Below are 25,225 nucleotides of genomic sequence, written 5' to 3'. Positions count from 1 at the left end.
CACGGCGCACCTCAGGCGGAAGCCTTCCTGGTGACACTGTACAGCGGCACTTCCCTCTTCTTCCCCCGCAGCGTGATGGACCCGAGATTCTCGAACCCGTAAGACCCGGGGCTCGCCCCGGACAATTCGCCGTAGAGGTCACCGGAAATGATGAGGCGCCGGCCCCGGGCCTTGCATTCGGACTGGATACGCGACGTGGTATTGACCACGTCGCCGAGAAAGGCCACCTCGCGCTTGTAATCCCCCATCTCGCCGATGACGGCGTCGCCGCAGTGGATCCCGGCGGAAAATCGCGGGAACGCGCCGTACTGCCGCTCGTACCGGCCGCGCAGCGCCTCGATGGCGTCCTCTATCAGGAAGAAGCACTCTATGCAGTTGAGGTCTTTGAGGCCGCCCTTCATGGTCCAGGAGACGATGATCTCGTCGCCGACGTACTTGTAGATCTCTCCCTTGCATTCCACGATGGGCCGCGTCGCGTCGAAGAAAAAGTCGTTCAGGAAGGAATGGAACCGTATGTCGCCGATCTCCTCAGCGATGGCCGTGGACGACGCCAGGTCGATGAACATGAATATCCTTTTCCTTATGATCGGCTTGTGGTACAGGCCCACCAGGAGCCGCACCAGGGCCTTCTGGCCCAGGAGCCTGCTTATGTTGATCAGGAGCATGAGCGCCAGGATGGACGTCATGGCAAGGCCGAAGCTCGGCATGATAAAGGTCCTGACGTCGTAGGCCAGCGTGGCGGCGCCGAACACCAGGAGGTCTGATATGACGTAGGAGATGACGATGACGACTGAAAAGATGATCGACCGGAGGACGGCGCTCAGGATGACCGTAAGCTTCCTGATGCGGTCAAAGACGAAATACTCCATGTAAAAAGCGGTGAACCCGATGAGGAGGCCGCAGAGGCCGCCTTGGACGGCCGTCCATTTCGTCGGGTTCTTCGACACGAAGAAGAACGCTATGGCCGCGCCGAGGACGATCCCGGCCAGGGAGGGTCCCACCAGGAGGCCGAACTTGACGCCGTGATAGCGTGATACCTTCATGAGCACCTCGCGCTTCGAACAGGATCCATGACTGTGTCACAGGAAAAAAACGGTGTCAATACTAATTATTGGAAAGCAAATCCCTCCCCCTTGATGGGGGAGGCCAGGTGGGGGTGGAACATACTGATAATTTAAAGATGACGATCACCCTCCCCTATCCCCTCCCATCAAGGGAGGGGGAAAAGGCTGGATTACGATTTCTTGTCTATGCCCTACTTGAAGAAATTCTGGATGAAGGGCAGCATCGATATGTCGTTGAAGATGGCGAAGCCCATGATCAGGGCGAGGATGACGATGCCCACGGTCTGGATCCGCTCCATCACCTTCTGGCTCATCGGCTTTCTCCTGATCATCTCGATGGTGAAGAAGATGAGATGGCTCCCGTCCACCACGGGGATGGGAAGGAGGTTCATCACCATAAGTATGATGGATATCTTCGCCATGAGGAGGATGAAGTCCGACATTCCCTTGTAGTACGCCACCTGGCCCGCGATCTGGACGATCCTGATGGGACCGGAGAGGTTTTCCCGCACGTTCATCCTGCCGGTGAAGAGCATGCCGAGGCCCTTCAGGTTCAGCACGATCCATTTATAGGGCTCGACGAAGGACTGCACGAAGGCCTGGCTGATGCCGTACCGCACATGCACCTGGTCCGGCGCCACGGCCTGGAATATGCCGATGAGCCCGACCTTGTCGGTTTCGGCGGTGCCCCGGTACTGCTCCTTGTCGATCTGGAACGATATCTGCTTTCCCTCGACTTCCTTTACCGTGCCGATGAGACCCTCGTAGGTCAGGATCTTCCGGCCATTGATCATGATCGATCCCTTGTCGAGGTATTTCTGGAGGTTCTTCGATTTCATGATGGAAATGGTCTTGCCCTTGTTCCCCTTTTCGTCGACGGGCCGGAAGCGCACCACGTCGTTCAGGCGGGGGACGATATCCTTCTCGAACTCTTTTCCCTTGCGCACAACTTTAAAGCGCACCGTCCTGTCCGCATGGCCGTTGACGTACTTCGAGAATTCGGCCTCGCTCGCGACTGGCTTCCCGTCCATGGACACGATCTCGTCCATCTCGCGGAGCCCCGCCGCCCTGGCCGCGCCGTCCTCCACCAGCTCGACGATAAGGATGCGTGAGCCGTGGGGCATCACGCCGATCTCGAAGCGGCCGCTCCCCTCGTTCTTCTTCGGGGTCACCGGGAGGACGAGCTCCTTTCCGTCGCGCTTCACCGTGACGTCGAGCTTCTTCCCCTCGCTGAACATGACCGCGGCGGAAATATCGGCGAAGCTGTGCACGTCCTCCGGGCCGATCTTCACGATCCAGTCATTGCTCCTCAGGCCCGCGGCGTAGGCCGCGGACACGTTCTTCCCCGACTGCATCTGCTCGGGAATGTACACCTGGTTCGTGTCCTTCGAGTAACCGACGAGGTTCATGACGAAGAAAATGATGATGCCGAAGAAGAGGTTGAAAAGGGGCCCCATGGCCACGGTCACGATCCTCTTCAGGGGATGGGCCGACAGGAACTCGAAGCCCTGCCCGGTCCGCTCCTCGGACGGGTCCTCGCCGTAGAACTGGCAGTACCCTCCGAAGGGAAACGGCGCGATCTGGAAGGTGGTGTCGCCGATCTTTTTCTTGACGATTCCCTTGCCCATGCCGATGGAAAAGGTCTTGGCCTTGATGCCGACCATCATGCCTCCCAGGAGATGCCCGAGCTCGTGGATAAAGATACAGAGGCCCAGGAGGACGATCCCGGCCGCGATATAGATTACATATTGCATTATACGACTCCCTCTTTCCTATAGTAACTGATTCAACTCAGCAGTTTTCGTTACACATTTTTCCGATGAGACCCGAGGCGATTTCACGGGCCTCCCGGTCTGCGTCAACAATCTCCACCAGGCCCGGATTGTCCAGAACATTCTGCCTGGCCATGGTGTTCTCGACGATCCTCACGATATCCGTGAAGCGGATCCTCCCCGCGAGAAAGGCCGCCACCGCCGCCTCGTTGGCGGCGTTCAGAATGGCCGGCATGGTACCGCCCCGGCGCCCCGCGCCGTAGCAGAGCTGGAGGGCCGGGTAGCGGCCCGGGTCCCAGGCCGCGAAGGTGAGCGATCCCACCTCCTCGAGGGCGAGCCTCCCGAAGGGGTTGCCGCGCTTTTCCGGGTAGGTCAGGGCGTTCAGGATAGGGAACACCATGTCGGTCACCCCCATGTGCGCGTACAGGGCGCCGTCCACGGTCTCCACCATGGAGTGGACCACGCTCTCCGGGTGCACCATCACGCCGATCCTGTCATAGGGAAGGTCGAAGAGGTGGTGCGCCTCGATCACCTCCAGGCCCTTGTTCATGAGGGTGGCTGAATCGATGGTGATCTTGTTCCCCATGTCCCAGGTGGGGTGTGCCAGGGCCTGCTCCGGCGTCACCAGGGGAAGGTCCTCCACCGGCGTCCCCCGGAGGCTCCCGCCGGAGGCGGTGAGGATGACCCGCTCGATATCCGGGGCCGCCAGGTTCCTGGTAAGGCAGAACACGGCGCTGTGCTCGCTGTCCACCGGTATCATCTCGGTGCCGGTTGCGGCCAGCCCCTTCTTCACGAGGTCCCCGGCCATGACCAGGGTCTCCTTGTTCGCCAGGGCCAGTCGCTTCGCCGCCCCCAGCGACGCCAGGGTGGGCTTGAGTCCCGCGGCGCCGACAATGGCCGACACCAGCACGTCGACGCTCCGGCGGGCCAGCTCGATCGTGCCCTCTTCCCCTTCGAGGAATTCCACGGAGGGGAACTTCTTCAGGAGGTCCCGGTATTCGGGGGCCGCCAGCGCGTCGGCGGACCCCACGGCGACCACGGCGGGCTCGAACTCCCGGATCTGCTTTTCCAGCAGGGCGATGTTACCCCCGCAGGCGAGGCCGTGGACGCGGAACTCCTCTTTAAGGAAGCGCAGCACCCGCAGCGTCGATTCGCCGATCGAGCCCGTGGACCCGAGTATGGATATCGATTTGCCCATACGCCTGAATTATATCAGGCGACCCCCTTCAGGACCAGGTAATAGTAAAAGAGCGGATAGGAGAATATCAGGGCGTCGAAGACGTCCCACATGCCGCCATGGCCCGGGATGATGGAACCGGAGTCCTTGGTGGAGCCGTCGCGCTTGAAGGCCGATTCCACCAGGTCGCCCAGGTTTCCGGTCGCCGACAGGACGATCCCCAGGATGACCGACTCGATCATGCCGAAGAGGCTCCTGTCGAAAAACGATATGAAGACCTGGTTCGTGATGACCATGGCGAGGACGCTGAAGAGTAGGCCGGAGAAATACCCCTCCCATGACTTGTTGGGCGACACCGGGAAGCCGGTCTTGTGCTTTCCGAAGAGGACGCCGCCGAAATAGGCGAAGGTGTCATTGATCATGACCACGATGTTCAGAATGAAGATATAATATACGCCGTTGACGAGCGACTTCATTAAAATGATATGCGAAAAGGAAAACACGATGTAGACCAGTCCGAAGAGGGTGGTCCCCACCGAATAGGCGGCGCCCTTCAGGGGCCTGGTGAAGAGCTGCAGCGCCAGCACGACGGATAGGAAGACCGTCATGACGCCCATGACCACCCGGGCGTCGAAGACCGGGATATACCTGCTGTAGCCGTAGAGCCTGCCGTAGGCGAACAGGTACATGACGATATTGATGACGACGGCAAAGGCCATGCCGGTTTTCATGAAGGGGCTTCCCTCCTCCCCCCGCTCCGAGATGCAGTAGTACTCGTACAGGCACGCCAGGGAAACGATAAGCGAGCATGCCAGGATGGGGATGGCCTGGGCCAGGTCGGTCACGATCGTAAACACGTAAACGGGGAGCGCCACCACGGCGCTCAATATTCGGATAAGGGTGTTCTTCTTGACATCGCTCATAATCCGCCAAATCTCCTTTCTCGTTGCTGAAATTCGTATATCGCCCGGTAGAGGTGCGCGGGCCTGAAATCGGGCCACAGCACCTCCATGAACATCAGCTCGGCGTAGGCGAGCTGCCATACCAGGAAATTGCTGATGCGGGACTCTCCGCCGGTGCGGATCATCAGGTCCACCGGAGGCATGCCGGCCGTGAAGAGGCGCTTTTCAACCTCCTTCGGGGTCAGCCGGTCCCGCGGGCCGCGGTCGTCCAGCCAGCCGTTGACCGCCTGCACGATGTCCTGCTGGCCGCCGTAGTTGAGGCAGAAATTCAGGGTGAGGGTGCGGTTGTCCCGCGTCTCGCGCACCGCGTTCTCTATGGTTTTGATGGATGACGACGGAAGGCGGTCCCGGAGGCCGGAATGCCTGACCCGTATGCCTTTCTCCTTGAGCACCCCGATCTTCTCCTTGAAGAAGTAATCGAGGAGCTTCCAGAGGCTCAGGACCTCGGTCCGCGGACGCCGCCAGTTTTCCGTGGAGAAGGCGTAGAGGGAAACGGCCTTTATGCCGATGCCGATGGCCGCGTCCATGAGGGGCTCGATGATCTCCGCCCCGCGCCTGTGGCCTTCGGACCGGGGCAGTGATTTTTTCTTCGCCCACCGCCCGTTGCCGTCCATGATGATGGCGACATGGGAGGGGACCTTTTTTTTGTTGATAAGGGATAAATAGTTTTTCATTAAATTTTCGGGGCTGTATCGTATCCCCCCCTAACCCCCTGAGGGGGCATGATTCCGGCGCCCCCTCGGGGGGCCGGGGGGGTCTTCAAGGGCAGCCTGAATCAGATATTCAGAATCTCTTTTTCTTTATTATCCGTCAGCTTCTGTATTTCGTCAATGAATTTATCCGTGGCCTTCTGGATCCGGGCAAGGGCGTTCTTGGAGTCGTCTTCCGATATCTCCTTTTCCTTCTCGAGCTCCTTGATCATGTCGTTGCCGTCCCGGCGCACGTTGCGGACCGCGACACGGCACTCCTCGGCCTTCTGCTTGGCGTGCTTCACATATTCCTTGCGCCGCTCCTCGGTGAGGTCCGGTATCTGTATGCGTATCAGGTTCCCGTCGTTGGACGGGTTCACGGAGAGATCCGACTTGAGGATGGCCTTCTCCACCTCGGCCAGGTTTCCCTTGTCCCACGGCTGTATGACCACGAGCTTCGGCTCCGGGCAGGAGACCGTCGCCACCTGGTTCAGGGGCATCTCGGTGCCGTACACGCTCACCCTGATGCCGTCAAACATGGCCGGGTTTGCCCTCCCGGTGCGAATGGCGGCGAAATCCTTCTGCAGCGCCGCGATGCTCTTCTTCATCCGGTCTTCAACATCGGTTATGACATCTTCTACCATGGTCTCCTCCTCGTCAGGAAATAAGAGTGCCGACCCGTTCGCCGGTGACGATCCTTTTCAGCGAGCCCCGGTTGAACAGGTTGAACACGATGATCGGCAGATTGTTCTCCATGCAGAGGGTGACCGCCGTGAAATCCATGATCCGCAGCTGCCCCTTCAGCACGTCAATGTAGGATATGGCGTCTATCTTTTTCGCGCTCGCGTCCTTTTCCGGGTCGCCGGTATAGACGCCGTCGACCCTGGTGGCCTTCAGCAGCACCGACGTCTCCAGCTCCACCGCCCGCAGGCTCGCCGCGGTATCGGTGGTGAAGAAGGGCTGGCCGGTCCCGCCCGCGGCGATGACCACGCTGCCGCTGTCAAGGTGGGAGAGGGCCGCCCGGATGATGTACGGCTCGGCGATCTCCATCATGGAAAAGGGACACATCACCACGGCGTTCACGCCGATGCTCTCGAGGGCGTTCTGCAGGGCCAGGGAATTCATCACCGTGGCGAGCATGCCCATGTGATCGCCGGTGACCCTCTTCAGGCCCAGGCTGTCGGCCATTTTTCCCCGGAATATGTTCCCGGCCCCGATGACCACCGCCACCTGCACGCCCATCTGCTGCACGTCCCGGATCTCCCCGGCAATGCCGGAGAGGATAGCCGGGTCGATGCCGCTCTTCGCCTTTCCGGCGAGGGCCTCGCCGGAAAGCTTCAGCAGCAGGCGCCGGAAGCGCGGCTCCGATTGGGGACTGGCCGGGCCCATGCTACCCGCCTATCTGGTAGCGGGTGAACTTTCCGACTTCTATGTTTTCGCCGAAGGTGGCGATCCTCTGCTTGATAAGGTCCTTTATCTTGACCGCGGAGTCCTTTATGAACTCCTGCTCCAGGAGGCACACGTCGGTGTAGAACTTGTTGAGCTTGCCGTCGATGATCTTCTCGATGACGTTCGCCGGCTTGCCGGAGTCCTTCATCTGCTCGCGGTAGATCTCCCGCTCCTTCTCGACCACTTCCTTGGGCACGTCCTCTATCCTGATGTAGAGGGGATTGGCCGCCGCGATCTGCATGCAGATGTCCTTGGCAAGCTCCCCGAAGCCCTCGTTACGGGCGACGAAATCGGTCACGGTCAGGAGCTCCAGGAGCACGCCGATCTTGTTGTTGCTGTGCACGTAGGACGCAACGATCCCCTGGGTCACCTCGCGGCCCATCTTCTTGTCCGCCGACGCCAGGCCTTTCTTCCTCAGCATCTCGACGGCCTTGTCCATGTCGCCGTTCGTCTCAACGAGGGCCTTTTTGCAGTCGAGCATCCCCGCCTGGGTCTTTTCCCTCAGCTCTTTTATCATGTCGCCAGTTATCTCAGCCACTGTAATTCTCCTTCAAAAAATTTCTAATCGCGTTGTTGCAGCTATCGGCGCGACGCGATCCGTCGCGCCGCCCGGGCCTACTTGCGCGGCTCGTACATCTCGTCATCCTCTTCATATTCGTAGGATGAGCCCTCGGCCGGGGCTTTTACTTCCGATTCACCTGACGCTGCGGGTTCCCCGCCGGCGCCTTCCTCGCCGCCCTCCTCGACCAGGGCCTCCTCGGTCATGCCGCCCGACTGTCCTTCGAGCACCGCCCGGGCCATGACGTCCAGGAACAGTGCAATGGCCCTGATGGCGTCGTCGTTCCCCGGTATCGGGAAATCGATCTCGTCCGGGTTGCAGTTGGTGTCGACTACGGCGAAGATCTTGATCCCCATCTTCTTGGCTTCCTGGACCGCGATCGATTCGCGCTTCGGGTCGATGATGAAGAGCGCGTCGGGCATCCTTGTCATGTCCTTGATGCCGGAGAGGACCTTGTCCTTCTTCTCGAGCTCGCGGTTCAGCTCGAGGATCTCCTTCTTCGTCTCCGCGTCCCACTTGTCGGTTTCCTTCATCTTCTCAAGCTCCTTGAGGCGCTTGATGGAGTTGCTGACGGTCTTGAAATTGGTCAGGAGGCCGCCCAGCCACCGCTCGGACACGTAGAACTGGCCGCACTTCTTCGCGTATTCCACGATGGCCGCCTGGGCCTGCTTCTTCGTTCCCACGAAAAGGACCTTGCCGTTTTTCTCGGCGACTTCCTTCATCGCGGCGTAGGCGATCTTGATGCGCTGCATGGTCTTCTGCAGGTCAATGATATGGATTCCGTTCCTCGCAGTGAAAATGAACTGCGACATCTTGGGGTTCCAGCGCCTGGTCTGATGGCCGAAATGAACACCCGATTCCAACAAAGCTTTCATCGATACTACTGACAATGATAGTACCCCCTGTCATTAATAAGATATTACGGGAAACTCCCGGTTCATTGCTTTCCTCACGCGGCCCGCGCTCACGCGCCGGTGCCTGGTGGAAAAATATATGATCAGCGCCCGTCCCGCAGGAAAGCGCCTTGTGCGCCGTTATTGACTATTGCCTTTTCACGAGTGAAGGAGGCAACCGGCCTGCGCCGATTTTTTCTTCGCGTCCCCCGCTGCCGGGAGGCGCTGCTTGATAGCCGCGGGTGCGGCCTAAACCTTCCTGAAGATAATCACCCCGATGACGAGGCCTATGATCGAGGAAAGGTTTATCTTGATGCTGAAACTGATGATCTCAAGGTTAAACCCGATGGGGCCGGTCAGGCTTTTCTGGATGACCGACAGCGCGGGAACAAATCCCGCCACCAGCGTTCCCAGCGCCGATCCCAGTATCGCGCCCACCAGCATGAAGGTGAGCAGGTATCCGAAGTTGTTTTTTTCGAATGTCATACGGCGCCAATGGAACTCCTGTACATAGATTTCCATGGAGGGTTTTTGTCAAGAGATTTTCGTTCATCAACTGATACTTATGCCCTCACCCCCAGCCCCTCTCCCATTAAAAATTGAAGAAAGGAGAGGGGGGGTATGCCCATGATATTTTTCTTATAGAAACCCTCTCCTTTTTCCCAAACTTAATGGGAGAGGCGCCGAACAGGACGTTTCAGTGGCAGACGCATTCAGGACATCCATGTCCCGCGTCTGCAGGCGGCCATCCTGACCGCTCCCAGCGCGGCCAGGATGGCCAAAAAGCGCTCGGCGTGCCCCGGAGGGGCGGGTGAGGGAATCTTACCGGAAGAAAAAAAAGGGGGGGAGGACCCCCCGCCGGCATCCTGCCCCCCAGGCAAACTATTAAACGCTTTCAGCAAGCGGTATCGGCGCTACGCGCTCATGAGGGATTGGGTCATTTCAAGTTTGTTGCTCCTGGTCCAGAGGCCCATTTTTTCCGCCTCTGCGATCAGCTCGTCCCTGAAATCCGGATGGGCGATATTGATAAGCGCCTCGGCCCGCTCCCAGGTGGATTTTCCCTTGAGCATGGCGGTCCCGTATTCCGTCACCACGTAGTGGACGATGGTCCGGGGGATCGTCACGACCGTGCCCGGCTCCAGGAAGGGCCTGATCCTCGATTTGCGGTTCCCGTTCTTGTCCACCTTGGTGGAGGAGATGCAGATGAAGCCCTTGCCGCCGTTCGAATGATAGGCCCCGAAGATGTAATCGAACTGGCCGCCGGTCCCCGATATCTGCCGCTTCCCCATCGACTCTGACGAGACCTGGCTGTACAGGTCGACCTCCACCGCGTTGTTGATCGCCACCATCCTGTCATTCAGTGCGATGAGTTCCGGGTTGTTGGTCAGGTCCACGGAATAGGAGGCGCAGGCCGGGTTGTGATCTAGAAAATCGTAGAGCCTCTGGCTTCCCAGGGCGAAGGTATAGGCCATGCGTCCAGGGTAAATGCCTTTTTTACTGTTGGTTATCCTTCCTGACTCGTACATGTCGACGTAGGAGTCAGCCAGCATCTCCGTGTGGACCCCCAGGTCCTTGATATCGGACTGCGCTATCATCATTCCCACGGCATTGGGCATGCCGCCTATGCCGAGCTGGATGCAGGAGCCGTCCTCGATCTCCGCCACGATGCGCTCCGCTATGGCCCTGTCGACCTCGGAGGGCTGCAGGGACGGCAGGGAGATCAGGGGCCGGTTGTCGGATTCGACGATGTAATCCACCTCCGAAATGTGTATCCCCTCGTTGTGGCCGCCGTAGCAGCAGGGGACGGTTTCGTTGACCTCGACAATGACGATTCGCGCCCTGTCGGCGATGCGCTTGGAGATGGAATTCGACGGTCCGAAGTTGAAGTACCCGTGCCTGTCCATGGGAGTGACCTTCACCATGAAGACGTCCGTTTCTATATGATCGTAGAGGAACGGACCCTCGTGGTAGTTCAGGGGTATGTAATTGCACAGGCCGCCGTCGTGGAGCTTGCGGTCAGCCCCGCTGAAATGCCAGTTGTTGTAGATGAAGCGCTCGCGGGTCGGGTCCGCGGTGACCACGGCCGGAAGGCCCGGGAAGGATACGGCCCGTATCTTGACGTCCCTGAGGTCGTCCACGCGCTTGGCCAGGTACCGGTCCAGGAAGGTCGGCGCGCAGGCGAAATGCCCGTAGTCGACCCAGTTGCCGGACCGGACAACGCGGACGGCGTTCTCGGCCGATGTCAGCTTTCTCGAATATTCTCCCAGGTAATTCATAAGGCCCCTCCTCCGGTAGTATTCAGCATGATGGTAGGAATATAAGCTGGTTCCGGAAGAAATTGAATCAGCGGGGGGCCTATTTTGCCATAGGTCGTACGCGTTTTATGCCATAGGTAAAAGGCCTATAGGGTTATTGCGGCCATGCTTTGAGCGAAGGCGCTAATATCGTCACAATATTTTTACCGCATCTTCTTTTCTTATTACTTTCGAAAAAGTTCCATTTAAAGCCGCCAAAAATGAATTTTGCACGTTCTCTGCCGATATTTCATTATCATTTATTGTCAAATTCCTTGTGGCGCAGCAATCGCCGACAACGATACATTCATATCCCAGATCAAAAGCCGCCCTGACGCTTGTATCAATGCACATATGCGTCATCATCCCGACTATAACGAGCTTAGAAATATTATTGTTCTTTAAATAATCATTCAGTTCGGTATTCCGAAAGCTGTTCGGGTAGTTTTTTGTAATCACTTTTTCACCGGGACCGGGCTTAACATTGTCATGAATCTCAACGCCGTGTGTATCAGGCAGAAAAAAAGTCGCCCCCGGCTTAATGGAAACATGCTGTATATAAATAACCGGCATTGAATGATCTCTGAAATGCCCCAGCAGATCCTTGATTTTACTGCAAGCATCAACACTGTTATGCAGTTCCATCCGCCCCTCGGGAAAATAGTCATTTTGAACGTCAATAATCAACAATGCTGTTTTCATAAATAAACACCTTTATTTTATCAAAAATGGTTCTTATTTCATTTTTATCAATACGGGATATTCATTCAAAATCTGTCCGATCTGTGATATCCAGTTATCCAGATATGTCTGATCTGCATGGATCTCGAAATTCAGATATCAATAGAAATTGAATCACCGGATGATTCCATCAACAGCTTGCTCATTCCGCCCCCGTCTCCTTGACCCACTCCACCGCGCACTTGACCAGCTCCGCGGAATTCTTCAGGTTGAGCTTTTCCTTGATCTTTTCCCGGTAGGTGCCCACGGTCTTGACGCTCAGGTTCAGCTTCTCGGCCATCTCGCCCCGGGAAACGCCCCGTCCGATCATGGTGAATATCTCCAGCTCGCGGTCGGAGAGGCCGTCAACGGGACTCATCGGCGCCGGTGTTTTCTTGCTTGTAGCCTTGCCGATGAGGCTCTCGGCCATGGCTTCGCTCACGAATATCTTCCCGGCCAGGACCTGGCGTATACCCGTTATCACGCGGTCGGTCATCTCCTGCTTCATGATATAGCCACGGGCGCCGGCGCGGAGGACCCGCTCCGCGTAGAGCGACTCGTCGTGCATGGAGAGGACCAGGACCGGGAGGTCGGGATAGCGCTCCCTTACATACCTGATGAGCTCGAGTCCGCTCATGTCCTTCAGGGTCATGTCCACGATCACTATGTCGGGCGCGAGCTTCCCGATCTGCTTCTGCGCGTCAAAGACCGTCTCGGCCTCGCCGCATACGGCCATGTCCTTCTCCTCGTTGATGAGCTGGGCCAGCCCCTTTCGAAAAATGGGGTGGTCGTCCACGATCAAAATTTTTGATTGAGCGAGCATGATACGATGGTACCTCCAGATGGATCTCTGCGGACGTCAAAGCCGGCGCCTATCATCCGGGCCCGGTAGCTCATGGTGTTGAGACCCAGGCCTTTTTTGAGGGCTGCGTCCTCCGGTATGCCGACGCCGTTGTCCCTGACGCTGAGGGACAGGAGCCCGCCTTCGGAAACAAGTGATATGGCGATGGCGGTCGCCCTGCCGTGGCGCACGGCGTTGGTCGTCGCCTCCTGGATGATATGGTAGAGGTGGGCCGCGGTGGTGTTATCGCTGATCATGACACCGTCGCCCGTCTCGACCGTACAGGCGACGCCGAAGGCACTCTCGATGTTCCCGGCCAGCTCCCTGATGGATTCGGCCAGGGCGTTCTCGTTCAGGTAGACCGGGCAGAGGCCCTTGGCCATCCTCCGCGTCTTGGTGATCGACTCCCGGAGGAGCTGCACGATCTCGGCGCAGAGGGGCGCGTCGGCGCTCGACTTTTCCAGGAGCCGCTTTTCCAGGAGCGTCGACAGGGCCTCGACGCCGATCAGGTGCTGCTGCAGGTCGTCGTGGAGGTCCTGGCCTATCTTCCGCCGCTCCGCCTCGCTGATGTCCAGGATCTCCCTTTCGAGGCGCCGCTGCTCCGTGATGTCCGCGAAGACCGAGATGAGGCAGGTCTCGCCCTGGAGCTCGATGATCTCCGCGGAGTAGATCCCGATGCGCATCTCCCCCGATTTCACCCGGAAATTCACCTCCCGGTTGTGGAGCCGCCCCTCCCCGAGGAGGCGCGCGATCAGTCCCTTCCGGTACTCCTCGTCGGGCCATATCCAGAGCTCGAGAACGGTGTGCCCTATCACCTCGTCCCTGGCGTACCCGGTGATCTTGAGAAAGCTGTCGTTCACGTCGATGAAGCACCCCTCGCCCACGGTGCTGATCGTTATGGAGTCGGGGCTCGAGCGGAAGGCCTTGGAGAACTTGTCCTCCGAGAGCCTCAGCGCCTCCTCCGCGTTCTTGCGGGCCGTGATATCGGTGAACACCGCGAAGCTCCCGGTGAAGTCCCCCGTCGCGTCGTAGATGGGCCGGGGAGACACGATGGTGTGTATGATCTCGCCCTCCTTGTTCTTCCAGGACACCTCGTAGGGATCGTACCGGTTCTTTTTTCTGCTGAACTGCTGGCTGCGCCATACTTCCCTGGACGCCTCTTGCAGAAGGTCGATGGCCGGCTTCCCGACGATCTCCTCCCGGGAATACCCCATCATCCGGCAGATCTGCTCGTTCACGTAGGTGATGTTCCCGTCCCTGTCCTGGATGCCGAGGCCGTCGTTCATGGTCTCCACGAGGAGGCGGTATTTCTCCTCGCTCTCCCGGAGGGCCTCCTCCGCCTTGATCCGCTCCGTGATGTCAAGGAGCGACGCCACGCTCTGCCTGGTGCCGGGGATCAGGGCCACGGTCATGAAGCATTGCCTGACCTCGCCGCCGCTGTTCATCAGCCTGCAGATGTAATTTCGCGGCGCCGCGTCCGGGTCCCTTCTCCTCTGCCGGTGGTATTCGATCATGAAGTCGCGGTCCTCCTCGACGATGAAGGCGGGCCAGCTCATCTTCCCCTCGATGTCGGCGCGGCATACGCCGGAGAGCTTCTCGAATTCAGTGTTGACCATCGCTATGAGGGTATCCTCCTCGATGAGGATCGTGGCGGTGCCGGTATTCTCGAAAATGGTCCGGTACTTCCGCTCGGAGCTCTGGAGGTCCGCGTCGTACAGGCTGTTGTCCTTGCCCTGGTGGTCCATCTTTTTCTCCTTCTTGGGCGGGCGCGATTTCGAAACCGCGCCTTTATGCGGGCTTCGGTGCCGGCTCCCCGGCCCCTATCGCAGCTCGATGGTGCAGGCGCTGATCGGGTCCGAGAGGACATAGCCCGCAGCGCCCGTGGAGGTCTTTCTCACCCATTTCCTTGTCTGAAGGTCCCACTGTTCCTCCCCAAGACCGGCGGGGACCTCGTAGGCATAACCCATCCGGAAGATCACGTAGAGCCTCTGCCCCGGCCTGAGCTTCATCAGGGCGGCCTTCAGCGCGTCCCGGCGCGACGGGTCAGGGCCGATGGATTCCCACCTGAACCCGGAGGTGCTGTCCGAAAGATACCGCTCCTGCTGCGTCCAGAAGCAGTTGACGATCGGGTCCCAGAGCGGTATATCGCCGGGCCCGGCCGGCCATGGCCGGGCGCCGTCGTCCAGCCTGTTGCCGGCCGCGTCATGGGAGGCCCAGATGGACCAGTACTGGACGTCAGCGGTCCTGTACTTCAGGTTCCCGCCCTTCTCCTGGATGACGCTATCAAGGCATTTCCCCAGGGAGAAGCCCTTCGGCAGGATCTGGCGCATGTCTATGGTCATGTCCCTGCCCAGCTTCAGATAAAAGACCTTCTTCACCGGATCATACTCGAAGAGGGCGCGGTCAAAGACGTTCATGGGGGGATACCCGGCGCCGGACACGACGATCGATCCGTATCCGAAACTGGATATGTAGCCGGAGGCCGGATCATCGGCGAAACCCGCGGAAGCGGCCAGGAGGACCATGGCGAAAATCAATCGTTTCATATAATTTCTCCCTGCAATCGATCAACCTCCGCGCGGCGTCGGTTGAACCGCCACAGGACCATATCAGGTTCCCTGCCGCGGCCCTTTTAAAATCGGCCGCAGGTCATCAAGCCTGTCGAAAAGATGCCAGATGTAATTGCCGCCGCCCCGCTCCCGGTGCGGATGGAGGTCCGCCAGGGCGGGATCATCACGATAGCTCTGGAAGGCCTCGCGGGACTTCCACTCGACCAGGATGAGGACCGTCCTCGGTTCAATGCCGCCGGTTACCGCCTCGCGGAACTTCCCCAGAGCGATAACCCTGCCTCCGTGGGCCGCCACCTCCTGCGCCGACCGCCGCGAATAGGCGGCATACTCATCGGCATCGGCTATATCGAACAGGTTCAACGCGTATACGGGACCGGTATCATCCATGGATTGCCTCCTATCATCGCTTAAGCAGCTTTTCCAGGGGATTTTTCATTTCTTCTTTAATGAAGATAATCTTCACCAGGGTATCGCCGAGGGGATTGGTTTCGGGATAAATCCTGTCGGTCCGGCCGGAATTCTTCCAGGCCCCGTCCTTCCAGTAATCATAGTAAAAGGAAAAGACCGCGCGGCCCCCCCGGCTGTCCCTGAAGGCGATCCTGTTCAGGGCGGGAATGTTTCCCCTGCACTGGAGCGCCTTCTTGTCGATGAGAACGATCCTCATCTCCCAATGCCGGAAGACGAACTCGTTCTTTCTCCGCTCGGCGCCGCGCCATCGCGTGAACTCGATCGATTGGATATCCCCGAAGGCGACGTTCTTCTTGCTGTACGTTCCCTCCTCCGCGGCCTGGACCTCGATGAAGCCGGACTGCAGATCGATGAAGCCGGTCGTGGAATCGCCCCGGGCCGTTACAATGGTTACGGGAACATCCGATACCCTTTCGGCGTCCTTCCGGTCGCGCAGATCCACGGAGGGAGCCGCAGGGTCCCTGGGAGAGCGGGGCCCTTCGGAGGAGGGGGATTTCTTTTCTTCCGCGCCCAGGCCTCCCCAGAGGAGGGCCGCGGCCGCGGCCGCGGCCAGGCACCGGCGAATGGCGGCCCTGCCGCGCATCACTTGATCTCCCTCAGCTCGATCTCCGCCATGTCGTTGTCCGGCTCGATGGCGAGGATCTTTTCAAAGACCTTACGGGCCTCCCTCCGCTGGCCCGTCTTTTTCAGGGAGAGGCCGGTCAGCATCATGGCGTCGATGAAGCTGCTTTTAAGGCTTGAGGCCCGGGAGGAGTACTTGATGGTGCCGGCAAAATCATCCATGCAGTAGTGGGCCCAGGCGAGATTGTACCACACGTTGGCGTCGAACTCGTTGTTCTCAAGATACAGCTCCAGGTGCTCCACCGCCCTGGTGTAGTCTCCGATCTTCAGATAGCACTCGCCGATGAAGAGGTGCGACTGCTCGTCCTCCGCGTTGATCCCCAGCGCCTTCGAAAGGAGCGGGATCGCGTCCTGGTAATGCTGGCTCCACATGAGCTTGAAGGCGCGTTCGCGCAATTCCACGAGGTCGCGGTATGCCGGGTCGATCTCGATCAGCACCATGGTCATGTCGTCGGTCTGGGGGACGCCGTCGGCGTGTTCCCGGCATTCCCGGATGATGCGGTCCCGGGCCTCTTCCAGAGGAAGCGGCCCGGTATCCGTGAAGATCCGCTCCAGGCGCAGTTCCCCGAAGGGATCGCCGCTTTTGTCAACGGCGATCACGATGCCGTCAGTATAGAGAAGTATCCGGTCGCCGTACCCGAGCTGGTTCTGCCCGTCCACGTACATGGCGTTCGATTCGAGGGAATACCCCATAAAGAGGCCGTTGGTGTCCCAGTTCTCGACGGACATGCTGTCCTTCCGGAGGACCAGCGCCATCTGGTGCGAGGCGTTGCAGTAGAAGATGTCCCGGGTGGGGCTGATGACCGCGAAAAAGGCGGTGACGAAATCATCGGTCTTTATCGCCTTGACCAGCTCGTTGTTGACGTGGCGGAAAATGTCCGCAGGGAAGAGCGACGTCTGGATCGCCTCGGCGAAGCTGATCTTCGCCAGGGCCGTGATGAAAGCGGCCGGCATGCCGTGGCCCGATACGTCGGCTATGAGGACACCCAGGTAGCCGCCCTTCATTATAAAGATGTCGTAAAAATCGCCGCCCACCTTGCCCATCGACTGGTAGTAGGCCACCACCTTGACGCCCTCGTGGTAATAGGGCGTCTCCGGGAGCAGGCCGTGCTGGATATCGCCCGCCAGGTCGAACTCCTTCTGAATCTCGTTGTCCTTCCGTTCCATGAGGAGGAGGGCCCGGTTGAGCTCGCGGGTACGCTCCTTCACCTTGCCCTCCAGGTTCTCGTTGGCGGCCTCCATCTTCTCGGTCATGAAGCGGATCCTGTCCGCCAGGGCAAGTGAGAGCAGGATCACCTGCGCCAGCGACGATATCTGCAGAAGCCACCGCGTTACGAAGTTGTCCGGGATGATCCCGAAGAGCTTCAGGGAATAGACCAGGGTCCCGATCCAGAAGGCCGCCCAGGTGATGATGTACATGCGTGCGGCCCGGTTTCCCATCATCAGCACCTTGATCGAAACGACATAGAGGAAGACCGCCAGTATCATGGTCAGCCCGATCAGGGCGATGATGGTTACGGAGTAATCCGCGAAAAAGGTCACCGGAATCACCACGGCGTAGAGGAGCAGCGCCGCCTTCATCACCCGGTCGATGGCGGGAACGTAATGCATCGTGTCCAGGTAGTACCTCACGAATTGAATGGCGAAGATCGATGTCAGGATCACCCAGGAGGGGATGCTCTGCTTGGCCCACCAGGGATGGTCCGGCCAGAGGTACTGGAAGGCGAGGCCGTTCAGGCACAGCTGGAACCCGATAAAGGCAAGGCAGTAAAGCACGTAATACAGGAAGCTCCGGTCACGGAGGGAGAGAAAAAGGAACAGGTTGTAAATGACCATGACCATCATGGCGCCGTAATAGATGGCGAAGATGACGTTCATCCTGGCGACATGGTCATTGAGCGCCCGGGGGGACCAGATGGTGAGAAACAGGTCCATGGGCCCCCGCGACTGGCAGCGCACATAGCAGGTGCGGCTGCTCATCTCCGTTTCCGTGAAGGAGAATACCGCGTTGACGAAGGGGACCTCCCGAGAGGAGAAGGGGAGGATATCACCCGAGGCGCGCTCTTCCATGAGCTTCCCCTCGTCATCGACCATGTAGAGGTTGATCCGCTCCATCTGCGGATGGGCCACTTCAAGGCACCACTCGATGGCGCGATCGCCCCGGTTGGAGACGGTAAAGCGCGCCCAGTAGGCGGAGCGCGTGAACCCTAACACGGGATATTCTTCCTGGGATTGCCTGAATGACTTCGAGAGAACGGCGCCGGACACATCCTGGATGCCCCATTTCCCCGCCGGGTCCTCGAGGATTTCCATGGTCCTTCCGAGATTGACCCTGGATAGATCATCGTCGAGCTCCACCGTCTTTCCCCCGGCGGACCGGGGCAGCATGACCGCAAGGATTATGCAGAGGGGCAGGAGCAGTCCGGGATGGCGCTTCATTCCGTCCATGGCGGCCGCCGGCATCATAGGGAGAATTCCGCGATCACCGGGGTGTGATCCGAGGGCTTTTCCCAGGTCCGCGGCTCCCGGTCGATCGCCGCGCCCGTCGACAGGGCGGCCATGGCCCCGGTCCCCCAGATATGGTCCACGCGCCATCCCAGGCCGCGGGCGACCCCGTCCCGCACCCGGTAGTCCCAGAAGGAATAGTGGCCCGCCTCGGGCCGGTGCTTCCGGAAGATGTCGACAAAACCCCAGTCCTTCACCGCGGCCAGGGCCCGGTGCTCGTCCGGGTGGTAGCCCACGTGGCCGAGGAGGCGTTTCGGGTCATGGACGTCGATCGGCTCCGGCGCCACGTTGAAATCGCCGAGCCAGACAAGGCGGTCCCCCGTCCGGAAGCGCCCGCTGAAATACTCGAGGAGGCGGCCGAACCACCGGAGCTTGTACTGGAACTTTTCCGAATCGGGCGCGGTGCCCTGGGGCACGTAGGTATTGACGATGTCCACGCCCATCACGCGCGCGGCGACGAGCCTCGTCCCCTCGTCGCTTCCGCTCCCGTCGAACCCGTAGGAGACGTCTTCGAAGCCGTGGCGGCTCAGGATGGCGACGCCATTGTACGATTTTTCGCCGCGAAATACGGCCCGGTATCCCAGGCCCTCGATCTCCGCCGCGGGAAACTCGCCGTCGACGACCTTGGTCTCCTGCAGGCACAGCACGTCGGGGCGGGCGGAGGCAAGCCACCGCTCGAGCAGGGGCATCCGCGCCCTGATGGAATTGGCATTATATGTGGCGATCTTCATGGATACTCAAGCAAGCGGGTAACGCTCCCCGCCTCAGGCCCCGCTCATTTCTTCGTGTCAAGCATCACGCGGTTTGTCGGCTGGATGACCGCCTTCTTGTTCGCCATGGAAACGACCCTGGCGCGGTAATTGCCCTGGCCGTCGTGATACAGCTTGACCCTGGCGACGAAGCGGTCGCCGTTATAGACCGACGCGGACTGGCCATCCTCGATCTTCAGCGACCGGTTCATGCGCACCAGGATGGCGCCGGTATCCCGCGGGTCGAGGACCAGGCCGTTCTCCTTCTTGGCGCTCAGGACGAAGTCGAAGAGATAATCGTATTTCTTGATCTGCTGGTTCCTGCCGTTCAGCGTCTGCGCGAGGGCGCTCCAGAGGTTCTCGTAATCGCGGACGATGGAGCCGGAGAGGCCGTCGATGGCCTTCAGCGCCGGCGGCACCGAGTTCTTGTAGGGGACCCTCATCAGCCTCTTGAGCACGGTCACCTCGTCGCTTATATGCTTCCGGAGCACGCCAAAGTCATCGGAGCTGAAACCGCATTCTCCCAGGAGGGGGTTGTATTCCTTGAGAATGCCGCCCCGCACCAGGGAGGCGTCGTTTTTCGCCCCGATGATGCCGCTCACCGGCTGCCTGTCCAGCACCGGGTTGTACCTCAACGTGACGTACTCCATGTAGTTGTCATAGTATTTCTTCAGGGCCTCGACGCCGGTGTCCTGCTTGTCCTTGAGCCTCTTCATCTGCAGGTTGTAGAGGCGGTCGGCGTTGGTGATCCTGGTCTCCGCGCCCTTGGCGGCGAGCTCCTTTTCCTCCTTCTCCCGCGCGTCCTGCAGGGCCCCTATCTCCGCCTTCTTGCGCCGTATCTGCGCCTGGTACGAGGCCCTGGTCCGCTTGATCCGGGACTCCTCCTCGCTCCTGAGGGCGGACACCCGGCGGTCCATCTCGTCGTCGGGCAGGCCCTGGGAGAGGAGCGCCGCCTCCCGGGCATAGATATCCTTCCTGACCCTCAGCATCTCGCCGAGCATGTCCACCTCGAGGATCTGCATCTCGATGCGGAGCACGTCGATGTTGCTCCCCCGTTTCCGCGCCGAATCGATGACCTCCTTCAGGCGCAGGTCCTCGAACTCGGTGATGTCCACGTTGATGATCCTGTCCCGCCAGTCCCGGTACAGCTTGAAGAGAATGACGCCCCCGACGACGACCCCGATAAAAAGAAGGATGAAGAGGTAGAGCTTGTAATTCTTGTTCTTTCTGGTCCGGGCGTACTCCTCCTCGAGGACATAGACCTTCGTTAACCCTTCCTGGTCGTAGATCTCATCAGGAAGAAAGAGCGACTGCCCCTTGACGATATCCTTTATTTCGTTTTCATTTCCCATATTCCGTTCCACCCTTTCGGAGGCCGTTCCTGGGTCCGCTCGATGAACATCTCGGCAACCGGAAGCTTGCATTTCTTGAACTTCGCGTTGGCGGCGGTCCAGTCGCCGCGGTAATAGAGCTCGAGGCCGAGCTCATAGGCGGACAGCTGCTCGGCCAGAACCTTGTCGAATTCGCTTTCCAGGATCGGCCAGTATATCTTCTGTCCCATGGTCTTTCCCTTGACCATGACGGTGTCCAGCTCCACGAAATGGAGCCCGGGGGACTCCATGGCGGCCTCGATGTCCTTCTTGACGTACTCGGAGCAGATGACCGGGACCTTGTACACGCGCGTGAGCCCCTCCATCCGCGAGGCCGAATTGACGTTGTCCCCGATGACCGTGTTGGTCATCCGCACGTAGGAGCCCAGGGTGCCGTAAAAGACCTCGCCCCCGTCGATGCCCACGCCGATCTCGAGAAGCACCGCCTTGTATATCTTTTCCTCGTCGCCGGAGAGCTTCCCCTTCTTTAAAATTATCTCGTCCCGGATGGCGGTCATCCGGAGACCCAGGAGCTGTGTCACCTCGTGGAGCTTGTACGCGGCCATGACCGCCTGGTACGACTTGTTCTTCGAGCCTTCCAGGACACCGAACACGGCAAGGAGAGCGTCGCCGATGATGGAGCCGATGACCCCGTCCAGGTTCACGATCTCCCTGATGGCCCGGTCGTAGTGGAGGTTCAGGAGCTTGATGATATCCGTGCCAAGGGTCTCGGTGATGAAGGTGAAGCTCTTGATGTCGGAGAAAAGGATCGTGAGCTCCTGCCTGGTTCCCTCGAGCTTCACCATCCGCTCCCGGTACGCCTTGAGCACCACGTCCTGGTTGGCGAACTTGCGGAAGATATGGATGAGATTGTCCACCGTGCCCGAGAGGGAGTTGAAGGCCGCGCCCAGGTAGGTGATGTCGTCGTTGGTCGCGCCGGAAAGGTCGATAAGGTCAAGCTGCTGCGACTTGATCATCCTCATGATGGACCGTGTTATGATGTCGATGTACCGGAGCAGGAACCGGAGGATGAAGATGCCGATGCCGCCGACCACGATGGTGATGACGATGATGACGGAGCTGATGATGATCATGTTTTTCCGGGTCTCCCCGTAAAACTCCTCGCGCTCCTCGGCGCGGACGATGAAGGCCTTCCACTTCGGGTTGTACTTGTACATCCCGAAATAATCCATGCCGTTGAACCGGAAATAGAGGGGACCCTCGTCCTTTCCGGCTCCCAGGCCCGCCATCAGCTCCTTGAGGCACTTCTCGTCCCCGAAGTCCTTGTGCCGCGGGACCTGATCGCTGGAGGCCTGGAAAAGAACCTTCCCCTCCGCGTCAAAGCCCAGGAAGACGGCCTTATCGTGGCGGAGCTCCCGCTGCCCGCTCTCCGGGGTAAGGCCCAGCTCGTGCTTTCCCTTCTTCTCCATGCTCAGCACCGAGCCCTCGAGATTCTTGTCGAACTGGTATATTTCGAACTGGTCGTTGCAATAGGTGTAGATGGTTTTCAGGTCCTTGGTGAGGAGCTGGTTCATCTGGCTGAAGAGCTGGGACCTGTTGAATACGAAATTGATGTAATTGGTGGAAAAATTTGATATGAGTATGAAAAGGCTGAAGGTTATGATGATCTTTAGAGTTACCGGCCAGACCCTTGTATTGTTTACTTTTTTGACAAACATAGAGCACATTCTCTCGTTAATAATCACGGGCGGCAATTTATGAAAAGATATTTACTGTTTAATGGTAACTTGTCAAGATTAATATTTTTCTCCTGGAGTATCGGCTATTCTGCAGCCCCGATAATAGCTTGCCGCATACTCCCTCATTGCACTATCTTCCTCTCGTTCCATTTCATCCTCACACCCCGGCCTCCTCTCCGCACAGCGGAGAGGGGGGAAGTAAAGAATAATTTAGTACTGCTCCCCTTCTCCTTAATAAGGAGAAGGGACAGGGGGATGAGGTCAAAATGGCGCTGGGGGGGGACGATGACCCTGAATGTCCGGATTGAAGAAGAGCAACTTTTACTTAAAAAAACAGGGCCCCGCGCCGATATGAATATTGATGCGGCATAATCACCGGCGGCCTGTGTTTGATATTTTCCGACCAGGGGGCCGGTATCCGGTTAAGCTCCGTATCACGAAAAAATTACGTGCAAGAGGGACGACTATGATAAGCAGCTCGGTTCCGAGAGAAATCGTAACGATGTACAACAACGCCCTGGAGCTTTCCAACCATGGCAACCTGGACGCGGCCCTCAGGGAATACCGCCGCGCCATTGACGCGTATCCTGACTTTGTGGCCGCGTACAACAATATCGGCGAGATCTACACGCGGATGGGCGATTCCGAAAAGGCGATACTGTCATACCTCGAGGCGCTGAAAATCGAAAAGCACTACCGTGTGCTCCTCAACCTGGGAGTCGAACACTACAACCGCAAGAATTACGACCAGGCCCTGAAATACTTCATGGAATCGATCAAGCAGGAGCCCTATTTCCTGGAAGGGAATTATTACGCGGGCCTCGTTCATTACACCAGGAACGAATACAAGAAGGCCGAGGAGTACCTCCAGGCGGTTATCGCGATGGACCGGCGCCACCTGAAGGCCAACTTTCTCCTCGCCCATATCTACTATGAGCGGAAGCAATACCGGAAAACCATTGAGTGCCTCGACCGGGTATGGGACCTCGCCGAGGACAAGTCTTTCATCAACCGGTTCTACGGTTTCTGTCATTTTTATCTCGGCAGCTACGACAAGGCCGTTTCCTACCTCACCGAGGCCCTGGAATGCAGGCCCGAGTATGCCCGCTTCAAGAAGTATCTTGACAAGCTGACGTTCGAAAACAAGATGAAGGAAATCGGCGATATCGAAACGGCCATCACCGAGCTTGAGGATGACCTGGCCCGGCGGGATGCCCAGGTGCTGGATCTTACGAAGCTGAGCATGCTTTACATTTTCAAAGGCGAATACAAAAAAGCCGAAAAGCTGATCCAGTCGCACAAGAAGAAACTGGCCTAGAGAAATACATTACAGGAAGGCGGGGCCTCGTGACCCCGCCTTCCTGTTTTTCATGTTACCAGGAGATATATTTAAACGAGAAGAAGTTTCTCGATGATGCCAGGGACCTGTCATTGAATATCATTTCATTGGACCTGTAATTCTTGCATGAGCTGTCTCTGCAAAATCCGCCTGAAGAATTCATTGTCTTGTACCTCCTTCGATTAATTATATAATATAACAGTATTTTAGAATATTGTCAAGTTCTGGATAAAAAAATAAAAATTTTTTATCCGGTCAAAATCCTCCCTCCCCTCCTGGATCAGGGTGAGATTTTTGAGGGCGCGGAACCCATTTTCACTAATATATTTTATTATTGAATTTTCCCGGCCCCGGTGCATGATGCGGACATATACCAACCCAAGGAGAGCAATCCATGACATTGACAAGCATTCTCATTCTTCTGGCGATCGGCCTCGTGGCGGGATGGCTGGCCGGCGTGATCTGGAAAGGCGGCGGCTTCGGCCTCCTCTGGAACATCATCATCGGCGTGGCGGGATCGTTCCTCGGCGGCTGGCTGTTCAGGTTTCTTGGGATTTCCTTCGGCGGGATCATCGGGTCGATAGTCGCCGCCCTGGTGGGCGCGCTGATTCTCCTTGCCATAGTGAACCTTATAAAAAGGCGATAGGGGAAAAGGCGGCCGCGGCGGCGCATTCACCGGAGGGAGCATCGCCATGGTCGTCATCATGGATGACTGCCGCGAATGCCGGTTCCACTTCACACACTACGGCTCAGTGGTCCTCTGCAGCCACGGCGGCATGACCACGGCGCGCCATGTTTTCGAGGCCCCCTGGGGCCCGGTCTTCGTGTCGAACTGTCCACTGGAGCGGGCGGCCCAATTGTATGACGACTCCGATGACCGGGACGAAGGCGGCGATGAATGATCAGCCGGTGATCGATTCTATCTGCTTTCGCAGCGCCTCCTGGGAGGCCGTTTCCTTGTACACCTGCAGGGGGATGAGCTTGCGCATGTTCCCGGACAGCTTGATCTTCCGCGCCACCCATCCCTTCATGCCGACGGACCAGTCGCCCCGGACCAAGATGGAAAGTGCGTACTCCGCCGGCATCGACATGTCCACGTCGGCCCTGGGTACATGGCCCTTCCGGATGATGCCACCGTCGATGCACATGGCCACCGTGGCGCCGCCATTCTCCACGGTGAGGTTCACCACCACGTCCTTCATGGCCTTCGGTATCTCAAGGCTGGCGGCGGCCTTTGTCATCTCGTCAACCTTCGCGAACCATTCGTCTGATAGAAACTTCGGCATGGGTCTCTCCTTGGAAATTATGGCCAGTTCCCCCGAGGGGAATGGGAATAAATCGATAAAAAGTAACAATGATTTGATACGCAAGAAGCCCGGTATATGCAACAAAAATTTATCATTTTCAACGCATCCCCGATCCCGGGATTCACGCAAGGCGGTGCGGGTTAACCGCAAAAAACTTGCCTGGTTGAGGCAAAAAT

The 25,225-nt window shown here is 58.4% G+C and carries 26 protein-coding genes; 4 read left to right on the top strand and 22 right to left on the bottom strand.

The window, feature by feature from the left end; all coding sequences use genetic code 11:
• Positions 1-11 precede the first annotated feature (11 nt).
• From KA369_12715 to KA369_12615, 21 genes are all read right to left on the bottom strand, one after another.
• A complete protein-coding gene (locus KA369_12715; GenBank protein ID MBP7736830.1) occupies positions 12-1,043 on the bottom strand; it encodes an adenylate/guanylate cyclase domain-containing protein in 1,032 nt (343 codons plus the stop codon).
• Between the two features lie 212 nt (positions 1,044-1,255).
• Positions 1,256-2,818, bottom strand: coding sequence for a site-2 protease family protein (locus tag KA369_12710; protein ID MBP7736829.1), 1,563 nt, complete (start codon positions 2,816-2,818; stop codon positions 1,256-1,258).
• Positions 2,819-2,855: 37 nt separating this feature from the next.
• Entirely contained in the window at positions 2,856-4,034 is a 1,179-nt protein-coding gene (locus tag KA369_12705; protein MBP7736828.1) for a 1-deoxy-D-xylulose-5-phosphate reductoisomerase, read from the bottom strand.
• 14 nt (positions 4,035-4,048) lie between these two features.
• Positions 4,049-4,936, bottom strand: coding sequence for a phosphatidate cytidylyltransferase (locus KA369_12700; GenBank protein MBP7736827.1), 888 nt, complete (start codon positions 4,934-4,936; stop codon positions 4,049-4,051).
• Positions 4,933-5,649, bottom strand: coding sequence for a di-trans,poly-cis-decaprenylcistransferase (gene uppS / locus KA369_12695; GenBank protein MBP7736826.1), 717 nt, complete (start codon positions 5,647-5,649; stop codon positions 4,933-4,935). The genes KA369_12700 and uppS overlap by 4 nt, the downstream gene beginning before the upstream one ends.
• 101 nt (positions 5,650-5,750) lie before the next feature.
• Complete coding sequence (gene frr / locus KA369_12690; GenBank protein ID MBP7736825.1) at positions 5,751-6,308, bottom strand: ribosome recycling factor; 558 nt, start codon at positions 6,306-6,308, stop codon at positions 5,751-5,753.
• Positions 6,309-6,321: 13 nt separating this feature from the next.
• The gene (locus KA369_12685) at positions 6,322-7,053 is read right to left on the bottom strand and encodes a UMP kinase (protein MBP7736824.1); all 732 of its coding nucleotides are present in this window, start codon (positions 7,051-7,053) and stop codon (positions 6,322-6,324) included.
• A 1-nt stretch (position 7,054) separates the two neighbouring features.
• The gene (gene tsf / locus KA369_12680; protein ID MBP7736823.1) at positions 7,055-7,651 is read right to left on the bottom strand and encodes a translation elongation factor Ts; all 597 of its coding nucleotides are present in this window, start codon (positions 7,649-7,651) and stop codon (positions 7,055-7,057) included.
• A gap of 77 nt (positions 7,652-7,728) precedes the next feature.
• On the bottom strand, positions 7,729-8,562 hold the full coding sequence (rpsB, locus tag KA369_12675) for a 30S ribosomal protein S2 (GenBank protein ID MBP7736822.1): 834 nt from the start codon (positions 8,560-8,562) through the stop codon (positions 7,729-7,731).
• A 252-nt stretch (positions 8,563-8,814) separates the two neighbouring features.
• Positions 8,815-9,051 (bottom strand): hypothetical protein, encoded by a 237-nt coding sequence (locus KA369_12670; GenBank protein ID MBP7736821.1) that lies wholly within the window; start codon positions 9,049-9,051, stop codon positions 8,815-8,817.
• A 428-nt stretch (positions 9,052-9,479) separates the two neighbouring features.
• Positions 9,480-10,841 (bottom strand): 4-hydroxybutyrate CoA-transferase, encoded by a 1,362-nt coding sequence (locus KA369_12665; GenBank protein MBP7736820.1) that lies wholly within the window; start codon positions 10,839-10,841, stop codon positions 9,480-9,482.
• 171 nt (positions 10,842-11,012) lie between these two features.
• On the bottom strand, positions 11,013-11,561 hold the full coding sequence (locus KA369_12660; protein MBP7736819.1) for a cysteine hydrolase: 549 nt from the start codon (positions 11,559-11,561) through the stop codon (positions 11,013-11,015).
• A gap of 181 nt (positions 11,562-11,742) precedes the next feature.
• A complete protein-coding gene (locus KA369_12655) occupies positions 11,743-12,402 on the bottom strand; it encodes a response regulator transcription factor (protein MBP7736818.1) in 660 nt (219 codons plus the stop codon).
• A complete protein-coding gene (locus KA369_12650) occupies positions 12,378-14,165 on the bottom strand; it encodes a PAS domain S-box protein (GenBank protein MBP7736817.1) in 1,788 nt (595 codons plus the stop codon). Before KA369_12650 ends, KA369_12655 begins: the two co-directional genes overlap by 25 nt.
• 75 nt (positions 14,166-14,240) lie before the next feature.
• Entirely contained in the window at positions 14,241-14,966 is a 726-nt protein-coding gene (locus KA369_12645) for a hypothetical protein (protein MBP7736816.1), read from the bottom strand.
• A gap of 63 nt (positions 14,967-15,029) precedes the next feature.
• A complete protein-coding gene (locus tag KA369_12640; GenBank protein MBP7736815.1) occupies positions 15,030-15,377 on the bottom strand; it encodes a DUF1330 domain-containing protein in 348 nt (115 codons plus the stop codon).
• 13 nt (positions 15,378-15,390) lie between these two features.
• Complete coding sequence (locus KA369_12635) at positions 15,391-16,041, bottom strand: hypothetical protein (GenBank protein ID MBP7736814.1); 651 nt, start codon at positions 16,039-16,041, stop codon at positions 15,391-15,393.
• On the bottom strand, positions 16,041-18,527 hold the full coding sequence (locus KA369_12630) for a SpoIIE family protein phosphatase (GenBank protein MBP7736813.1): 2,487 nt from the start codon (positions 18,525-18,527) through the stop codon (positions 16,041-16,043). Before KA369_12630 ends, KA369_12635 begins: the two co-directional genes overlap by 1 nt.
• A gap of 14 nt (positions 18,528-18,541) precedes the next feature.
• Positions 18,542-19,315, bottom strand: coding sequence for an exodeoxyribonuclease III (gene xth, locus KA369_12625; protein ID MBP7736812.1), 774 nt, complete (start codon positions 19,313-19,315; stop codon positions 18,542-18,544).
• Positions 19,316-19,359: 44 nt separating this feature from the next.
• Complete coding sequence (locus tag KA369_12620; GenBank protein MBP7736811.1) at positions 19,360-20,685, bottom strand: hypothetical protein; 1,326 nt, start codon at positions 20,683-20,685, stop codon at positions 19,360-19,362.
• Positions 20,664-22,382: an adenylate/guanylate cyclase domain-containing protein gene (locus KA369_12615; GenBank protein MBP7736810.1), complete on the bottom strand. Its 1,719-nt coding sequence runs from the start codon at positions 22,380-22,382 to the stop codon at positions 20,664-20,666. Before KA369_12615 ends, KA369_12620 begins: the two co-directional genes overlap by 22 nt.
• 39 nt (positions 22,383-22,421) lie before the next feature.
• Between KA369_12615 and KA369_12610 the strand changes: the two genes are divergently transcribed.
• The 4 genes from KA369_12610 (at position 22,422) to KA369_12595 (ending at position 24,644) form a co-directional block, all read left to right on the top strand.
• Positions 22,422-22,775 (top strand): hypothetical protein, encoded by a 354-nt coding sequence (locus KA369_12610; protein MBP7736809.1) that lies wholly within the window; start codon positions 22,422-22,424, stop codon positions 22,773-22,775.
• Positions 22,776-22,869: 94 nt separating this feature from the next.
• Positions 22,870-23,721, top strand: a complete 852-nt coding sequence (locus KA369_12605; GenBank protein MBP7736808.1) for a tetratricopeptide repeat protein — start codon at positions 22,870-22,872, stop codon at positions 23,719-23,721.
• A gap of 415 nt (positions 23,722-24,136) precedes the next feature.
• Complete coding sequence (locus KA369_12600) at positions 24,137-24,388, top strand: GlsB/YeaQ/YmgE family stress response membrane protein (GenBank protein ID MBP7736807.1); 252 nt, start codon at positions 24,137-24,139, stop codon at positions 24,386-24,388.
• 46 nt (positions 24,389-24,434) lie between these two features.
• Entirely contained in the window at positions 24,435-24,644 is a 210-nt protein-coding gene (locus KA369_12595) for a hypothetical protein (protein MBP7736806.1), read from the top strand.
• Here KA369_12595 and KA369_12590 read toward each other — a convergent pair whose 3' ends face one another.
• Positions 24,645-25,028, bottom strand: coding sequence for an SCP-2 sterol transfer family protein (locus KA369_12590; protein ID MBP7736805.1), 384 nt, complete (start codon positions 25,026-25,028; stop codon positions 24,645-24,647).
• Positions 25,029-25,225: the final 197 nt, after the last annotated feature.

The organism is Spirochaetota bacterium, from assembly GCA_017999915.1.
Classification (GTDB): Bacteria; Spirochaetota; UBA4802; order UBA4802; family UBA5550; genus RBG-16-49-21.
This window is presented reverse-complemented; position numbering and strand designations above follow the sequence as displayed.

Bases quoted from the DNA above. Each gene is read 5' to 3' on its own strand.
- KA369_12610 (MBP7736809.1), top strand. From the start codon at position 22,422: ATGAAAAGATATTTACTGTTTAATGGTAACTTGTCAAGATTAATATTT.
- KA369_12665 (MBP7736820.1), bottom strand. From the start codon at position 10,841: ATGAATTACCTGGGAGAATATTCGAGAAAGCTGACATCGGCCGAGAAC.
- KA369_12670 (MBP7736821.1), bottom strand. From the start codon at position 9,051: ATGACATTCGAAAAAAACAACTTCGGATACCTGCTCACCTTCATGCTG.
- KA369_12615 (MBP7736810.1), bottom strand. From the start codon at position 22,382: ATGTTTGTCAAAAAAGTAAACAATACAAGGGTCTGGCCGGTAACTCTA.
- KA369_12655 (MBP7736818.1), bottom strand. From the start codon at position 12,402: ATGCTCGCTCAATCAAAAATTTTGATCGTGGACGACCACCCCATTTTT.
- KA369_12595 (MBP7736806.1), top strand. From the start codon at position 24,435: ATGGTCGTCATCATGGATGACTGCCGCGAATGCCGGTTCCACTTCACA.
- KA369_12715 (MBP7736830.1), bottom strand. From the start codon at position 1,043: ATGAAGGTATCACGCTATCACGGCGTCAAGTTCGGCCTCCTGGTGGGA.
- KA369_12640 (MBP7736815.1), bottom strand. From the start codon at position 15,377: ATGGATGATACCGGTCCCGTATACGCGTTGAACCTGTTCGATATAGCC.
- frr (MBP7736825.1), bottom strand. From the start codon at position 6,308: ATGGTAGAAGATGTCATAACCGATGTTGAAGACCGGATGAAGAAGAGC.
- KA369_12710 (MBP7736829.1), bottom strand. From the start codon at position 2,818: ATGCAATATGTAATCTATATCGCGGCCGGGATCGTCCTCCTGGGCCTC.
- KA369_12705 (MBP7736828.1), bottom strand. From the start codon at position 4,034: ATGGGCAAATCGATATCCATACTCGGGTCCACGGGCTCGATCGGCGAA.
- KA369_12650 (MBP7736817.1), bottom strand. From the start codon at position 14,165: ATGGACCACCAGGGCAAGGACAACAGCCTGTACGACGCGGACCTCCAG.
- KA369_12635 (MBP7736814.1), bottom strand. From the start codon at position 16,041: ATGCGCGGCAGGGCCGCCATTCGCCGGTGCCTGGCCGCGGCCGCGGCC.
- KA369_12700 (MBP7736827.1), bottom strand. From the start codon at position 4,936: ATGAGCGATGTCAAGAAGAACACCCTTATCCGAATATTGAGCGCCGTG.
- uppS (MBP7736826.1), bottom strand. From the start codon at position 5,649: ATGAAAAACTATTTATCCCTTATCAACAAAAAAAAGGTCCCCTCCCAT.
- KA369_12630 (MBP7736813.1), bottom strand. From the start codon at position 18,527: ATGGACGGAATGAAGCGCCATCCCGGACTGCTCCTGCCCCTCTGCATA.
- KA369_12620 (MBP7736811.1), bottom strand. From the start codon at position 20,685: ATGGGAAATGAAAACGAAATAAAGGATATCGTCAAGGGGCAGTCGCTC.
- KA369_12660 (MBP7736819.1), bottom strand. From the start codon at position 11,561: ATGAAAACAGCATTGTTGATTATTGACGTTCAAAATGACTATTTTCCC.
- KA369_12605 (MBP7736808.1), top strand. From the start codon at position 22,870: ATGATAAGCAGCTCGGTTCCGAGAGAAATCGTAACGATGTACAACAAC.
- KA369_12600 (MBP7736807.1), top strand. From the start codon at position 24,137: ATGACATTGACAAGCATTCTCATTCTTCTGGCGATCGGCCTCGTGGCG.
- xth (MBP7736812.1), bottom strand. From the start codon at position 19,315: ATGAAGATCGCCACATATAATGCCAATTCCATCAGGGCGCGGATGCCC.
- KA369_12590 (MBP7736805.1), bottom strand. From the start codon at position 25,028: ATGCCGAAGTTTCTATCAGACGAATGGTTCGCGAAGGTTGACGAGATG.
- KA369_12685 (MBP7736824.1), bottom strand. From the start codon at position 7,053: ATGGGCCCGGCCAGTCCCCAATCGGAGCCGCGCTTCCGGCGCCTGCTG.
- KA369_12645 (MBP7736816.1), bottom strand. From the start codon at position 14,966: ATGAAACGATTGATTTTCGCCATGGTCCTCCTGGCCGCTTCCGCGGGT.